General features: G+C 65.0%; 20 protein-coding genes. All 20 read right to left on the bottom strand.

The features are described from left to right. Nucleotides 1–14: 14 nt before the first annotated feature. Nucleotides 15–209, bottom strand: a complete 195-nt coding sequence (locus GV027_RS19675; RefSeq protein ID WP_159513336.1) for a hypothetical protein — start codon at nt 207–209, stop codon at nt 15–17. Nucleotides 210–369: 160 nt separating this feature from the next. Beyond that, nucleotides 370–840 carry a hypothetical protein gene (locus tag GV027_RS19670; protein ID WP_159513335.1) on the bottom strand — a complete coding sequence of 157 codons (471 nt, stop codon included), beginning with the start codon at nt 838–840 and terminating at the stop codon, nt 370–372. 137 nt (nt 841–977) lie between these two features. Next, a complete protein-coding gene (locus GV027_RS19665) occupies nt 978–1565 on the bottom strand; it encodes a hypothetical protein (RefSeq protein WP_236559416.1) in 588 nt (195 codons plus the stop codon). After that, nucleotides 1562–1780 (bottom strand): hypothetical protein, encoded by a 219-nt coding sequence (locus GV027_RS19660; protein WP_159513334.1) that lies wholly within the window; start codon nt 1778–1780, stop codon nt 1562–1564. Before GV027_RS19660 ends, GV027_RS19665 begins: the two co-directional genes overlap by 4 nt. A gap of 1 nt (nt 1781) precedes the next feature. Next, the gene (locus GV027_RS19655) at nt 1782–2153 is read right to left on the bottom strand and encodes a DUF3768 domain-containing protein (RefSeq protein ID WP_159513333.1); all 372 of its coding nucleotides are present in this window, start codon (nt 2151–2153) and stop codon (nt 1782–1784) included. A gap of 10 nt (nt 2154–2163) precedes the next feature. Next, a complete protein-coding gene (locus tag GV027_RS19650) occupies nt 2164–3831 on the bottom strand; it encodes an ATP-binding protein (protein ID WP_159513332.1) in 1668 nt (555 codons plus the stop codon). Nucleotides 3832–3908: 77 nt separating this feature from the next. Next, the gene (locus GV027_RS19645; protein ID WP_159513331.1) at nt 3909–4424 is read right to left on the bottom strand and encodes a hypothetical protein; all 516 of its coding nucleotides are present in this window, start codon (nt 4422–4424) and stop codon (nt 3909–3911) included. A gap of 46 nt (nt 4425–4470) precedes the next feature. Then, nucleotides 4471–5766 carry a hypothetical protein gene (locus GV027_RS19640; protein WP_159513330.1) on the bottom strand — a complete coding sequence of 432 codons (1296 nt, stop codon included), beginning with the start codon at nt 5764–5766 and terminating at the stop codon, nt 4471–4473. Between the two features lie 78 nt (nt 5767–5844). Next, nucleotides 5845–6258, bottom strand: coding sequence for a hypothetical protein (locus GV027_RS19635; protein WP_159513329.1), 414 nt, complete (start codon nt 6256–6258; stop codon nt 5845–5847). 46 nt (nt 6259–6304) lie between these two features. After that, on the bottom strand, nt 6305–7462 hold the full coding sequence (locus GV027_RS19630; protein WP_236559415.1) for a hypothetical protein: 1158 nt from the start codon (nt 7460–7462) through the stop codon (nt 6305–6307). Nucleotides 7463–7726: 264 nt separating this feature from the next. Continuing rightward, a complete protein-coding gene (locus GV027_RS19625) occupies nt 7727–8374 on the bottom strand; it encodes a hypothetical protein (RefSeq protein WP_236559414.1) in 648 nt (215 codons plus the stop codon). Between the two features lie 122 nt (nt 8375–8496). Then, entirely contained in the window at nt 8497–8997 is a 501-nt protein-coding gene (locus tag GV027_RS19620; RefSeq protein WP_159513327.1) for a hypothetical protein, read from the bottom strand. Between the two features lie 71 nt (nt 8998–9068). Further along, complete coding sequence (locus GV027_RS19615) at nt 9069–9380, bottom strand: hypothetical protein (RefSeq protein WP_159513326.1); 312 nt, start codon at nt 9378–9380, stop codon at nt 9069–9071. 19 nt (nt 9381–9399) lie between these two features. Beyond that, entirely contained in the window at nt 9400–9696 is a 297-nt protein-coding gene (locus GV027_RS19610) for a hypothetical protein (RefSeq protein ID WP_159513325.1), read from the bottom strand. Between the two features lie 12 nt (nt 9697–9708). Next, nucleotides 9709–10434, bottom strand: coding sequence for a hypothetical protein (locus tag GV027_RS19605; protein ID WP_236559413.1), 726 nt, complete (start codon nt 10432–10434; stop codon nt 9709–9711). 149 nt (nt 10435–10583) lie between these two features. Next, nucleotides 10584–10907 (bottom strand): hypothetical protein, encoded by a 324-nt coding sequence (locus tag GV027_RS19600; protein ID WP_159513324.1) that lies wholly within the window; start codon nt 10905–10907, stop codon nt 10584–10586. 133 nt (nt 10908–11040) lie between these two features. After that, entirely contained in the window at nt 11041–11646 is a 606-nt protein-coding gene (locus tag GV027_RS19595) for a DUF7007 domain-containing protein (RefSeq protein WP_159513323.1), read from the bottom strand. Between the two features lie 51 nt (nt 11647–11697). Beyond that, the gene (locus GV027_RS19590; protein ID WP_159513322.1) at nt 11698–12231 is read right to left on the bottom strand and encodes a thermonuclease family protein; all 534 of its coding nucleotides are present in this window, start codon (nt 12229–12231) and stop codon (nt 11698–11700) included. Beyond that, the gene (locus GV027_RS19585; RefSeq protein ID WP_236559412.1) at nt 12222–12428 is read right to left on the bottom strand and encodes a hypothetical protein; all 207 of its coding nucleotides are present in this window, start codon (nt 12426–12428) and stop codon (nt 12222–12224) included. The genes GV027_RS19590 and GV027_RS19585 overlap by 10 nt, the downstream gene beginning before the upstream one ends. After that, nucleotides 12425–12781 (bottom strand): DUF6927 domain-containing protein, encoded by a 357-nt coding sequence (locus tag GV027_RS21960; RefSeq protein WP_443029568.1) that lies wholly within the window; start codon nt 12779–12781, stop codon nt 12425–12427. The genes GV027_RS19585 and GV027_RS21960 overlap by 4 nt, the downstream gene beginning before the upstream one ends. Nucleotides 12782–12915 lie beyond the last annotated feature (134 nt).

Here is a 12915-nt window from a genome sequence, read left to right as displayed (position 1 = left end):
CGACGCTACCTTGGTCAGGCGACCAGGGCGAGAAGATGCTCCGGGTGATGTGGCCGGCACCGGGAGACGCGGAAGGGCTGGATGGGATTGTCGGTGCGGACCACGAACTGGTCGATGCCGGTGTTCTCACGAAGCTGGATGGCGACGGCGTAGGCGTTCTCGAACGAGGCAAGCGACCTGCCGGCGCCTGAGAGTGCAATGACGGTCATGTTGATGTCCCTTCGGGGTTGATGTCCTTCGGGTGAAGTCCTTCGGGTGATGTGCCTTTTGGCGGATGGAACGGCCGGAACGGCTCGTTCATGGAAAATTGAGGATAATCCGTATAACGGGGATGGCGGACCGGAATCGGCGCGAGCGCGTTGAACCAGTCTATCCACCGTTTCGACGGAGGATCCTTCGATCGACGGGGTCGGGACCGCTGCTATCGGTTCCGGCCCCGTTTTCGTTATCACGACCCTGACGCCTGGTTCTCTCGGCACGCAGCGCCACCATCATACCGGGATCGTCATGGGTCTGGATCAGCCGTAGCAGCGCCGCATCCGGCAACAGGGTCACGTCGAAGCGCGGCCCCTTTGGTTTGGCAGCGGTTCGCCCGAGGCTGAGCAGGTGACGCCGATTGCGAACCTCGACCAGCAGCGTGCCCCGCTCCGCCCGGTTAAAGGCGCGATCGAGGCCGTACAGCCAATCCGACCGCGCCTCGAGCAACATTGTCTCGCACCGCGCCAGGTCATCGTCGTGCCGGCATTCCCGGATGCGGTCGACCGTCAGGCACCGGGCAGTTTCGCGGGTGCGAGCGTAGTGATCGCTGCTTGGGCTCTCGATCGCGAACAGGCGGTGCATGTGCCGGACCCATGCACCCATGCTCTCCCATGCGAACGCCTTTGCCTTCCCTCTTTCCTCCCGACGATATGCCCGCTCTAGCGGCAAGGTCCGGGGCGGTCGGCGATCGCCGTAGAACAGGTCGGGTTGCCGGAAGCTCATGACAGCGGCCGCAGGTCGCGGACCTCGACCATGTGGATTTTGGCGGTCCGCTCGGCACCGACGGTGTCGAAGAAGACGTAGCAGTGGTCTGCGAACGTCTCCCCGCACAGACGCCAGATGACGCCATTCCGGCCGATATAGCGGTGGATGCCGAAGGCAGGATCAACCGAACCCGGGGCATCGACCAGCGTCACCCGCTGGCGAACGGACAGGCAGTTTGCGGCACCGCCCACGATCGTCCGCCTCTGGCGCTGGGTCAGGATTGACGGGCGGTCACTGCGTGGCGGGCCGAAGGTCGCGAATGGGTCGCCCTTGATCCGGTCCAGCTTGGCCGCGACGGTTTCTACCGGCGGTCGCTCGACGATCGGCGCGGCGGGACCGCGGCGGTAGTGGGTGATCGCGGTGCTGGTGAAGAGGTCCTGCTGATAGCCGACGATCCGTCGCCGGCGTTGCTCCTCGGCATAGTCGGCCCGCCAGCGATCATCGTCGCTGAGCGGCCTAACCTCGGCCTGGTCCCGGACGATCGCCATCAGCTCGTTGAAGTCGTGCTCGGGCACGGTGGCGATGCGGGGGTCGTACCTCACAGCATCAGCCCGACGGGATCGCTGCTCCGCGCAGCGGCGTCGTACCCGCGCTGCCATGCCGCCTGTAGGCGACTGCCTGGATCGTAGCTGGATGGGTTACCCATGACGAATGACCGCCATCCAGCCTTGTCAGCCTCCCAGTCCTCGTCGACGGGTTGCAGTGCCAACAGCGCGAGGAGATCGAGCCGATGACCCTTTCGGTTTTGCCCGACCATGTCAGAGGTCCTCGCGCAGCATGATCGTCAGCACGCGCCGGGTGATGCTGGCGTCGGCGGGATTTTCCGAGCCGTATTCAAGCGCGGCGTCGTAATAGTCGATCCGGAAGTAGATGGTCGTGCCCTGGTACTCGAAGCTTCCCCGGTCCCGCTCTCCAGCCTCTGCCTCGGAAAAGCGGTAGCCGCGCAGGGCGGCAAGAATCCCCGCCTGGGCGACGATCTCTGCGGCGCGGTTGTCCGCGAAGGTGCTTAGACAGGCTCTCGTGATCCCGATCCGGGCGGTACGATCGAGGCCCTGTCGGCACCGGTCATTGAGGCGGGCGATGGTGGCGAGACGTGCGTCGGGGCTCCCCAGCGTGGACGTGTCGGTCATGCCGTCCATATCACTTGCCCTCCGTCGTGCGCTCGACGATCGTTACCGCCAGTGCGTCATTGGTCATCGTGACCGTCACCGTCCGATCGGCCGGGACCAGCCAGCGGTAATTCGACAGCAGCGAGCGAACCTGAACCTCGAGCGCGGCGTCGCTGCCTTCCAGAATGCCGATGACCCGTTCAGTCGCGTCGCGGGTGAAGCGCAGCCGCTGGGTCTGCGGTGTGGCGGCGTCGCAGTCGGTATCCGGATCGAATGCCGCACGACGGGTCAGATCGATGACATCGCCGGCGACCAGCTCGGCACCACGGCGGATGAAGATCGCCAGATCGTCGATACGGCACGACATGTCATGGTCCGGGGCGAACGCCACGTCCGCCTCACAGCGCACCTCGTTGAAGGCACCGCCGCTATGAAGCATCGCGGACATTTCCAGCCCCTCGACATAGCCGTGATCGGCATCGGCGGGAGCGCCGGTGTTCTCATCGACCGTGAAGGTGCAGCCGTCCTGGGTGACGTAGAACGCGATCGTCCCGACCCGCGCCAGCTCGTCATACCAGCGATAGCCGGCAAAGGCCGTTTCCTCGTTGACCAGTTGACCGGCGAAGGGCGAGTGTCGGGCGATCGCGAGCGCGGCGGGTTGGGCGATCAGGCTATCGATCTCGGGCATGACGACCATCGCGGGATCGGTGATGCGACTGCCGCTCGCATAATTCTCGTCGTGATCGGCGTGCAGTGGGAGCCAGCCGTTCAGATACGGTTCTGCCTCCGGCATCTCGATGCCGAGCGCCTGCGCCTGCAACCAGTTGTCGAAAGACAACCGATGCGACGGCTGCGCCGCGATCGTGCGAAAGATGGCTGCCGTGACCGCGCTGCGCAGGTCGCCCAGCGCGTCATTCTGCACGGCTTCCTTGCGCGCCGGCAGGACCAGTTGGATCGCCGGACAGTCGAGGATATCGACCCGCGCATTCCAGAGGTGGCCGCGCCCGACCTCGCCGATAGTGGGAAGGTTGCACGCGATGGTCACGCCGTGGAAGTTCAGGCGCGGATTGCCGCTGACCTTCAGTTCCTCCCGGTAGATGCCGATCCGGCAGCCGTTCCAGTCCTCGATGCGAACCGCCCCATCGAGCCAGCCGCTACGCTCGACCGGTTCGCCATTGAAGGTGACCGGCAGCGGATAATGGCAGGCCACCTGCCGAACGGCCTCATCCAGCCCGTCTGACCATTCGTGCGGTATCCGTACCGTGATGGCGGTGCCGTATGCGATCGGATCGTTCGAGATCGCGATCGGCCGGCTGCTTGCCCATGCGCCGGCCGGGATGTGCGCCATCCAGCCCTGGCGTTCTGGCTGTGACCACGACCGGATGATGACGTCGCGGCCGGCAAGGCTGAACACGCCCATGCCGGCGGGATCCTCGCGCGCCTGTGTTTCCTCAGACCAGCCCGATCGGCCGAGCGTCACGACTGCGGCCGGGTCAGCGATACCGCTGCCATCATCGACGACGTGGAGCAGGCGATCGGCGGGATGTCCTGCCGTGGTGATGACGATGTTCGTCGCACCAGCCCTCCGGGCGTTCTGCAACAGCTCACTCAGCACGTCGTGTGCCGACCCGTTGAACAGTCGCCCGACCTTGGCGATGGTTTCCGGTGCGACGCTGGTGGCAATGGTGGCGGGGAGCATGGCGGTATCCTCAGGCTCGGCGGGGCCATTCCCCGCATCTGCCTGTCACCTCCCCCCTCCCTCCTTGGGCCTCGGGGCTATCTGGTCGGCGTCGGATCGATGCCAAGGCGGTCCCTGGCACCGGCGAGCTGGCCAAGGGCCAGTCGTAGGAAGAGCCCTTCCGAAGTTTCGGGATCGACCGTGACGGCACGATCGCGCAGACCAGCGATCCGGCGATCGAGCGCGTCGGTCGTGACCATGATGTCGCTGTGGGTGAGCGTCCGACGGACCTCGCTCGACCGCAGGAGATGCGAGGGACCGGCAAAGCCTAGAAACTGGTCCGCTACCGGCAGGCGGTGCCGCAGCGCCTCATCGACGGCCCGGCCAATCACAGTCGCATCGTGAACCAGCTCGGCCAGCAGCATGGCGCGGCTCATCGGCGGGAAAGCCTTCAATGCGCCGCTTGCGGTGGTGATGGCTATCGGGTCGGTCGATGCGATGCCGACGACTCCTTCGCTCGCGATGACCAGTAGATCGCTCTCGCGAACCGGGCCTTCCTCAAGGCTCGCTTCATAGGCTTCCAGCGACGAGGCGAAGTGGTGAACACGGTACATGCGCGATCCTTCGAATGATGGGTGGTGACGATCGTGGTGCTGCCGATCAGACGTGACGGCTCTCGTTGGACGCGAAGACCGACCAGAGGTGGGCTTCGGCATCGATCAGGTGTTCGAAGCACTCGCTGGTGATCGCGACGTCGACGATCCAGCCGTTGCCGTGCGCCTGGATGAAGCCGACTTTGTAGACGCGGCCGGCGCTATCCGATGGTGGGATCGTCGCCAGATCATGGCCTTCAGCCGCGAGGCTCGGGACATCGCGGCCGGTGACGCGCCAGTCATCGAACCGGGCTGCCTCGTCAGAAGCCGTCAGATAATCGCGGGTCGCGATGGTCCACGCCGCGTTGACGTGGTCGAGGTCGCAGCCAAGCGCAGTGGCATCGCCGTTACCGACGACCGCAGGATCGCGGGTCGCCTGCCACGCCGCCAGCATGACCATGTTGGCGTCGAGGAAGTCGTGCGACGCACACACCCCGGCCTCCACGCTCCGGTTGCGGATGCGCATCTCACGCCACTCGGCTGGGTCGAGTTGTTGCGCCAGCCGGTGAGCGAAGTCGCAGGCCAGCACTTCGATCGCGATGTGACGGAGGGCTTCGCCGTAGTCGTCGCCTGTATAGACTACGGTCAGTTCGCCGATCGCGTCACGCCGGCAGAAGGTGAAGCGCTCGGACTCTGGTATCTCGCGCTTGGCGGGCTGCTCGTAGTCGATCCAGATTTGCGCAGCCTCGCCCATCGGCCCGACACAGGGGCCAAAGCTGGGCGCTGTTTCATTGCGCCAGCTCATCTCCGTCCAGCCAGCCGGGATCGGCATCATCGTGCCTCGCGGATAATCGGCGAACATGGTTGGCCAGGTCGGGGTGACCTCGCTGGTGGCAAAGCCGTGCGACAGCGAGACCATGCCGTTGACCTCGGGCATGGCGCGGTACTGCTCGATCAGTGCCGCGTCACCGTCAGCGCCGGCGATCAACTCGGCCAGGACATAGGGCCAGATGGCGATGCTGACCCAGACGTTGATGAAGCCGTTCCAGCATTCGCCATCGGTATAGCCGGGAAAGGTGGTGCCGTCCCCGAACCGCCAAGCGATCGGCCGCATCAGATGTTGGGCTGATGGTTGAGCTTCGATAGTCGCGCAGGCGGCATCGATCTCTGCGATCTCCCGCTCGAAGGTGGGGCGGTGGAGGAAACGGCCCAACGCGAATACCAGATCGACGTAAGCGGCACGGTCTCCTTCGCTCAGGAACTCGTGGATCTCCGCGTCGCGGGCGGAGAGGTATTCGCGAGCCAGCGTCCCTGCATCCTTGCGGAGCATTTCGACGATGGTGGCAACATAGCGGATGCGCATGGGAAGGGTGTCCTGTCCGGTCTATTCCGGTCTCCCTTCCCAATCCCCCTTCCCTCCCGCGCCGAAGGTGCGCTTCGGCTATGTCTTGGGGCCGCCCGCAAGCACCCTGGCACGCTCATGCTCCTCTTCGATGGTGTCGAGCAGCAGCACCAAGATCGATGGCTTGGTGTCCTCGGTCAGTTCGCGGGCATCGACAACGTGCTTACCCTCTCTGGTAATCCCGAAAGCGTTGAATGTCGGCGACTGGCCGCCATCGCCATTCGGGATCGAGGTGCCGCGTTCATGGTACTGGACATCGACGAACCGGGCCGGACCATCGCCGTAGGGCATGAAGCAAAACGTCACGCGCCGGCCGTCACTGGTTTTCGCGCTGACCGTGAAGGCCCCGTCGGGCAGGTCGATGACCGTGTGCGGCACGTCGTTGTAACCGGCAAAGCCGAGCGCCTTGGCATCGGCCTCGGTCATCACGGTCAGGGTGCGAATGTCAGCCATCATATTCTCCTCTGGGATGAAGTTGGGAAAGGGGGTGGCGTCGGCGTCAGCCGCGCCCGTCCATCAGCCGGGTCGCGCCACCAAAGGTGCGCAGGGCAGCCGCCATCTCGCGGCGGATGTTCGTCTTGTTGGAGACGATGATCTCCGGCACGAGCGGCTCGCCGGTCGACGTGGCGTAGCCAAGCGCCAGCTCGCCGCCTTCGGCCTCGATCCGGATCAGGTGACCACGCCGCGGCGCGGGTCCGACATGGCGGGCGGTGAACTCGCCGAGCTTGCCGGTCAGGCCCTTGATCGCCTTGCCCCAGCGGATGTGGCCAGCGCCGAGATTGTCAGTGCCATCGTAGCCGCGGTCGAGCCAGCATCGCAGATGGGCACGCTGTTGCAGCAGCGAGTTTTGCGTCCGCTCCATGTTCGCGCATAGCGGCAGCGCACCGGCAAAGGCGTCGACGATACGGAGATAGTCTCCCTGCACCGCGATCAGGACGTCATCGATCTCGACGCCGGCAAGGATGGCGCGGAGCGCATCGCCGTGGCGAGGTTCGGCGATGATCTCATCGGCGCGGCCTGCGGCGATCGGCACCGACGTCTCGACCGGGCAGTCGCTCACGACAAAACCGGCATGGCGGTCGATCGTGACAATCGTCATTGCCTCAGTGCCCGCGCGGGCGCGAACCTCGTCGGTCAGATGAAGACCGGTCACCCGCATCAGCCCCGGCGTCACCTCCTCGATGGTGGCGTCCGAAACAATCAGCAGCCGGCGCGACCACCGGGTCGGGCGGGCATGATCGCTGGGCTTCGGCCAGCTGCTCGGTGCGGGGCGAGCGATCCGCGCTGATGGAAGGGCCGTGGGCTGATTGTCCCGGCGAAGCGCCGCGAGGTTGCTGCGGCGGGCGGCGTCGAAAAGGTCGGCCTGGTCCCCGCCACCATCGCTGAAACCACGATCATAGGCGTCGCGTTTCGCCGCCTCACGGTGCGAGCCATCCGAATAGAAGCGATGCTCCCAACCGGCATGCGCCGCGGTCCAGCCGCTGGCATAGGCGACGGCGACATCCCAGTCATAGCCATGGTCATCGCGACCGCGCAGCACGGCAAGCTCGCGATCGTCGATGGTCCCGTCTGCAAGCTGCTGCTCCATAAGGCCGAAGTTGCGCGTCTGGCGCTCGGCTTCGACCGCGGCACTGATCGCGTCGTTTAGCGGTTTCATCTCGGCGATCCTCTCGCGGCCTCGCGCCATGCGATCATCGAGCGGCGCCGTTGCCGGCAAATCCGGGAAGGCTCGCCATATCCGGGCCAGCTCATTGGCATGCTCGACTGAGCGCCCGCGCGTCAGCCAGCAGCGAGCCTCCGTTGGATCGAAGGTCTCCCGCTCTACGGCCTCGGGCGACCTTGGCTGCAGGGCACACAGGATCGGTCTCGCCGGGGCAATCCCGGCGGGCTGGTTTGTCATCATCAGCATGGGTTCGGTCCTTCAGGAGAAGGCGAGCGGCGCCGGCATCGCCAGCCATTCCGGCTCGCTGTGCGCGATCGGCTTGTCGAAGCGTGCCGCCTCGTCCTCGCTGAACACCGTCGCCAGTCCGAGCCGGCCGAAGCCATGATCGTTGTTCCAGAAGCTCAGACCATGCTCCTGGTCGGCAAGCGCCAGCACGAAGCCGTCCACGGCCTCATCGGATTCGGCGATCGTGCGGGTGATGGCGCGATCGAGGATATCGCGGGTGTTATGGTAGTCGATGCCGGCCACCGTGATGACGACGCAGCCGCCTCCGAACTCGCCGACGCGGAGACGATCCATGCCGTGCGCCCACTCGAACGCGCAGGGCAACGCCGATTTGCAGGCGGTGAAGATGAGCCGGGCAACGGCCTCGACCTCGACCTGCTCGCCGCTGAAGGTGACCGCACACCGGCCTTCCGTATCGGGCTCCTCGATGTCGATGTCGCAGCCGAGGCTGGGATGGGCAGGATCGTCGATCAGATCGAGAAAGCTGCCGAAGGCGTTCGGCCCCTTGGCCGGAAACACCTCGCCGAAACGCACGCCAAGCGCATCGAACGAGAGCTTCAGGTCCTCGTCATCACTGACGGTATCAAGGATATCGATCGCCTTCACGGCGAGGCTGAGCATCGTCGCATCCGCCGGCGACATGAGGATGCAGAAGGCGGCTTTGGTGTAGCTGTTGGACACGGGCGTTCTCCGGTCACGCCGGGGTTAAGCCGGCGTGCCATGATTGCGGGGGTTGGGCTGGATCAGGCGGCGGTGAGGCGCTGACGCGCCGCTTCGGCCTGTTCCGGGAAGGCAGCGGCGAGGTTGCCGTGCAGGATGGCAAAGTCGGCGACCGGGAAGGTCCCGTCAGGGTTCGGCCGCGTCGTCAGCAGCGCGCCGATCACCAGCTCCGCATGCTCGGCGCGTTCGATCGTGGCGACCTTGCCGGCATAGGTGACGGGCGGCGTGAACCCTGCCTCGATCCAGGAGCCGAGACCTTCCTCTACGGCCTGGGCATAGGCTGCGACCGCCTCGCTGTCCTCGTCCTCGATGCGCAGGGCGAGCGTGCGATAGCAGCCGAAGTCGTGGCGGTTGTTGTGGACAATCAGCTTGCACCCTTCCGGGGGCATGCCGTGGCGGGCGATGATCGCCAGCTTGTAGGTCATCACCTCGAGCGTATTGGCCACGTCGAAGTCGATGGTCTGCCCGAGCTGGGCGCATTCCTCATTGGCAGGCGCGCCGCCAAGATCGAAGATGTGGGACATGGGGTTTCTCCGTCGATCCACCGTGGATCAACAACCCCATCTCCCTCCCCTCCATTGCCCTTGCGGGCGCTTCAGGACCGCTTGAGGAAAGGCCGGGCTGCGATTTGAGCCGGACCGTCAGACGTGGCCACCGTCTTCAAGCGATCCGTCTCAAGCGTTGCGCCAAGCGTGTCCGGCAGATCGGCATGGGATGCAGCGACGGCGATAGCAGCCGCTGCGGTGGGAAGTTCGCCGAAGATCGTGCCGAGCCAGACCAACATGTCCGTCTCCCCCTCTTCCTCGGGGTGGGGCTTGGTGACTTGTACAAAGAAGCTGCCCAACGGCCGATCCCAGCCGATAGCAACAGTGGTGCCGGCCCTGCCGGCGAAGGTATGACGGCTCATCGTTTGATCCCCCAATCAGTCAGGCTGCCAGCGTGATCCATTCAGCGTGCCACGGGCGCGGATACGGCGCAAAGCGCATCACTCCCGGCAGCGGCGCATTATCGCGGGTCTGGCGGTCGATCAGCCAGTCGATGTAGCGACCGGCCGCGGCCAAGTCGTCTTCGAGCAGCTCATCCAGCATCGACGCCTGCCGCGCCTGGCTCTCGGTCAGCAACGACCAGTCGAGCATGTCGAGGAAGCGCTCTCGCCGGTCCATGTAGCGCGAGAGGTGGGCGGCGTCGGCCCTTGCGACGCCGAGCGCGTGTTGGATATCCATCGGAGCCCTCCTTCAGGCGGCAAGCTGGGTGGGGAGGTCATTCGGCCGGCCGGGACGGCTGAGGCCAAGATCGCGGCACAGCCGGTCGGCGAAGCGGTCGGGCTTCAGCAGGTCGCGGATCGAGGCGAAGCGGTTGGGCTGTTCAAGACCGCCCGACACCGCCCGGTAGGATACCTCACGACCTTCGTGACGCGCGCCGATCTGCAGCATGACGGCGACGTCGGTTGCGGCGAGCAGGATGTAGCCGGACTGGTCGACCGTGCCGGTGACCGAACGGACCTCATAGGATCCGACGCCCAAACCAAGCGCGCTCGCCAGCAGCAGGATGGCGCGCTTGCCGTCCTCGTGAAAACGGGCCTTGGCAGCGGCGTCATATTCGACACCACGGATCGCCAGCGCCAGCAAGGTCGGGAAGCGCTTCAGTTCCTCGACCCGGCGGGTGCAGGCGGCGCGCAGCACACCTTCATCGGCGCGGTTGGCCGAGACGGTGGCCATATGCCGGGTCAGCAGCGCCACGGCGGGATCGCTCTCCGGGCTGACGCCGGCGTTGCGGCAATCCTCCACCGCCTTCTCGATCGCGTGGAGGGTTGCGGTGACGGTGGTCAGAGCGCTCGGGTCCAGCGCTTGTTGGTGGCGGAAAGGCACATCGTAAATCATCGACGCATGCTCCGAAATGAGGACCGCGCGCTTCTCTTGCGCACACCCCTCACCCCCCTCTTTTCTCCGCAACACCGGCATCGCGCTCGTATCGTCAGCCCCTCGGGGCTGGGCGCTATGGCATGCCGGCAGGAAGGATGCCTCGGGTTCCGGAAACGGCTGTTTGGCCTCGGGTCGGAGAGACGGCCTGCCTGGTACGGCAGGCCGGGTTTCAGTCGTTAGGGAGAAGCTCAGGCGTTCGCAGTGGAGAGGGATGCGACCTGATCGCGTGAAATCGCCTCGTTTCTGGCCTGCAAGACAATCTTGTCGTAGATCTTCTTCGTGACAGGACGTTCCGCTGCGTACACGCGGACCATCTCCCTGACCGTCGGCCGCAACCGTTCTTCAGAGATCGTCGAAATCAGATCACGCAGTTCATCTGCCGGGACCGCAACGTTCGTGTACGCGGCTGATTTCTTTTCATCGCGACGTATTGCCCAAACGCCTATTGCGATCGGCAGCAGGCATAAGGCTATTTTCAGGAAATCTGACAACGTCGTCGGTAAAAATGGCATGGCAAAGTGCCTTTCCAGTTTTGGCGATGAAAGCGGGAACGTCGTGACTTTCGACGGCCCTAAGCATGATAATCGAGCGCAAATGATATGCGTCGATTTGCCTCATGACAATGTGTTACGGCACCGCCGTTGCTTATGGCAGCAGTTGCACACCAAGCGCCGCGAAGGTGTTGACCGGCCGGGTGCTATCGTAGCGTGTTGCATCGCAGAGGCCCTTGAAGTCCGGCCCGTCATATTGGGTGAAGCCAAGGTGGTCGCAGCCGATGATGCGCTGGCCGTAAACCCCGACCTTGCCGGACGGCACCCAATCTGCCCAATCGCCAGAGGCGGAACGCACGCCGATCTCGCCGATCGCCGCCTCGATGCTTTCGACCTTCTTCAGGACGTAGCTGTCACTGGGGGTGATGACCTGACCGGTGAAGCTGCCGTAGCGCTCCGGCCGCCAGTGTCGCGCCGTCTGGTGAGCAAGACCGCGTTCAAGATCGAAGTGCTGGTCCTTCAACGCGGCGAACTCGGCCTCGAAGGCGAGGATCACGAGCGTCCAGTCGATGTGCTTCTCATAGTAGATGCTGTCGAGGCGCAGCGGCTCGGGCATCGCCGCCTGGCGCTCGTCGGACAGGACAAAGCCGCCATGCGAGCGGGTCCTTACCGACCAGATGCCGGCCAGGCGCTGGGTGGCCATTTCAGGCGTGTCCCACAGCGTATGCACGGGTGCGGGCGTGGAAGCGAAAGCGGGCATGATCTTCTCCTTGATCGATGCCCCTCCCCGCCCCCTCCTCTCTTTCCGCCCTTAGCCGCCCCGGCGATCTCGGGAGCTGCGTTCGCAGGAGAGACGCTCGCCCCGACGCCATTTGGCGGGATCGACGAAGTAGCCGGCGTGGACGCCGGCGTGTCTGGCCTCGGCGCGCTCATAGGCCGCGACGTAGCGCTGCGCACGCCTCGGATCGTCCTTCAGGTAGCTGGTCGCCGGCACGGCAAGGCCAGCGGCGATCATGCTCTCGCCAAGGTCCTGGCCGTCGATCTCGACGGTGCCGATCGGGCGGCCGTAGCTCTGTTTGCCGGTCAGCCGTATGGTGCTGCTCCCCGCCTTCAGCAGCTTCGACGCATAGTCCTGCGCGGCCTTGCCACAGGGCCAGCAGCCTTCGGTGTTGCGGCAGAGCTGCCGCGTCTCGAAGGCATCTGCACCTAGAAGCCTGACATCGAAAGATACGGTGTCGCCGTCGATCGCGCGGCCATCCGCGCGGATGACCGACTGGTCTTCGGCCTGGGAGGCAACACCCCCGCAGGCGGCGACGGCGAGGGCAAGGGCGACGATCATGCGCATGCGCGGGTGTCCTGATGATTGGCGGCGGTCGCCTCTATGACCCGCCATGGCTGCAATGGATCGTCGGTAGCGACGATCGCGGCGTCGATCCCGTCGCGGCGCATCCACCGTGCGACGCGGATCGCGTTGGCATGGCTGCACAGCGTGCGGCGCAGCGGCGAAAGGGAAGTATCGTCGGGCATGGTCAATTCCGTCATGCTGCTATCGCGGCAGCGGGTGCTGCGGCGAAGACGGTGCGGTGGACCTTGGTCTCGGGCACGACCGTCCAGGACATGTCGCGAAAGCCGGTGATGCGGTAGTAACCGCGTCCATCGCCGTTGCGGAAGGTGATCTTTTCGCCCTTCTTCATCACGATGAAGTCGGTGCCGCTATGACCATCGCCGAATGATATCGGGCGTGGAAACCGGAGCCGCATGCCATCCGTCACCTTGCGGCCGTGCATACGCAACCGCTCAAGGCACCGGCGTCGCCAGTCGAGCGCGTGTTCCTTGGCGGTCGGCGACAAGAGGCGGAGGATTCGGGCAGGGCAATCGGCCTCGCATGGTCCCATCGATTCCTCCAGTCGGGTAGGGTTGGTGCTGCTCAAAGAGTCAGCCCTGACCCCCCCGCCGAACCGTACGTGCAGCTTTCACTGCATACGGCTCTCCGCTGCGATAATACCATTCATGTTCCGGGTATCGGACA

Origin of the sequence: Sphingomonas sp. T1 (assembly GCF_902506585.1) — a bacterium.
GTDB lineage: Bacteria > Pseudomonadota > Alphaproteobacteria > Sphingomonadales > Sphingomonadaceae > Sphingomonas > Sphingomonas aerolata.
This window is presented reverse-complemented; position numbering and strand designations above follow the sequence as displayed.

What these genes read in the sequence shown, in the direction of transcription:
- GV027_RS19645 (WP_159513331.1), bottom strand. Translation starts at nt 4,424, where the DNA reads ATGTACCGTGTTCACCACTTCGCCTCGTCGCTGGAAGCCTATGAAGCG.
- GV027_RS19675 (WP_159513336.1), bottom strand. Translation starts at nt 209, where the DNA reads ATGACCGTCATTGCACTCTCAGGCGCCGGCAGGTCGCTTGCCTCGTTC.
- GV027_RS19585 (WP_236559412.1), bottom strand. Translation starts at nt 12,428, where the DNA reads ATGACGGAATTGACCATGCCCGACGATACTTCCCTTTCGCCGCTGCGC.
- GV027_RS19595 (WP_159513323.1), bottom strand. Translation starts at nt 11,646, where the DNA reads ATGCCCGCTTTCGCTTCCACGCCCGCACCCGTGCATACGCTGTGGGAC.
- GV027_RS19670 (WP_159513335.1), bottom strand. Translation starts at nt 840, where the DNA reads ATGCACCGCCTGTTCGCGATCGAGAGCCCAAGCAGCGATCACTACGCT.
- GV027_RS19610 (WP_159513325.1), bottom strand. Translation starts at nt 9,696, where the DNA reads ATGGATATCCAACACGCGCTCGGCGTCGCAAGGGCCGACGCCGCCCAC.
- GV027_RS19620 (WP_159513327.1), bottom strand. Translation starts at nt 8,997, where the DNA reads ATGTCCCACATCTTCGATCTTGGCGGCGCGCCTGCCAATGAGGAATGC.
- GV027_RS19640 (WP_159513330.1), bottom strand. Translation starts at nt 5,766, where the DNA reads ATGCGCATCCGCTATGTTGCCACCATCGTCGAAATGCTCCGCAAGGAT.
- GV027_RS19660 (WP_159513334.1), bottom strand. Translation starts at nt 1,780, where the DNA reads ATGGTCGGGCAAAACCGAAAGGGTCATCGGCTCGATCTCCTCGCGCTG.
- GV027_RS19590 (WP_159513322.1), bottom strand. Translation starts at nt 12,231, where the DNA reads ATGCGCATGATCGTCGCCCTTGCCCTCGCCGTCGCCGCCTGCGGGGGT.
- GV027_RS19600 (WP_159513324.1), bottom strand. Translation starts at nt 10,907, where the DNA reads ATGCCATTTTTACCGACGACGTTGTCAGATTTCCTGAAAATAGCCTTA.
- GV027_RS19615 (WP_159513326.1), bottom strand. Translation starts at nt 9,380, where the DNA reads ATGAGCCGTCATACCTTCGCCGGCAGGGCCGGCACCACTGTTGCTATC.
- GV027_RS19650 (WP_159513332.1), bottom strand. Translation starts at nt 3,831, where the DNA reads ATGCTCCCCGCCACCATTGCCACCAGCGTCGCACCGGAAACCATCGCC.
- GV027_RS19635 (WP_159513329.1), bottom strand. Translation starts at nt 6,258, where the DNA reads ATGGCTGACATTCGCACCCTGACCGTGATGACCGAGGCCGATGCCAAG.
- GV027_RS21960 (WP_443029568.1), bottom strand. Translation starts at nt 12,781, where the DNA reads ATGGGACCATGCGAGGCCGATTGCCCTGCCCGAATCCTCCGCCTCTTG.
- GV027_RS19630 (WP_236559415.1), bottom strand. Translation starts at nt 7,462, where the DNA reads ATGAAACCGCTAAACGACGCGATCAGTGCCGCGGTCGAAGCCGAGCGC.
- GV027_RS19605 (WP_236559413.1), bottom strand. Translation starts at nt 10,434, where the DNA reads ATGCCGGTGTTGCGGAGAAAAGAGGGGGGTGAGGGGTGTGCGCAAGAG.
- GV027_RS19625 (WP_236559414.1), bottom strand. Translation starts at nt 8,374, where the DNA reads ATGCTCAGCCTCGCCGTGAAGGCGATCGATATCCTTGATACCGTCAGT.
- GV027_RS19655 (WP_159513333.1), bottom strand. Translation starts at nt 2,153, where the DNA reads ATGACCGACACGTCCACGCTGGGGAGCCCCGACGCACGTCTCGCCACC.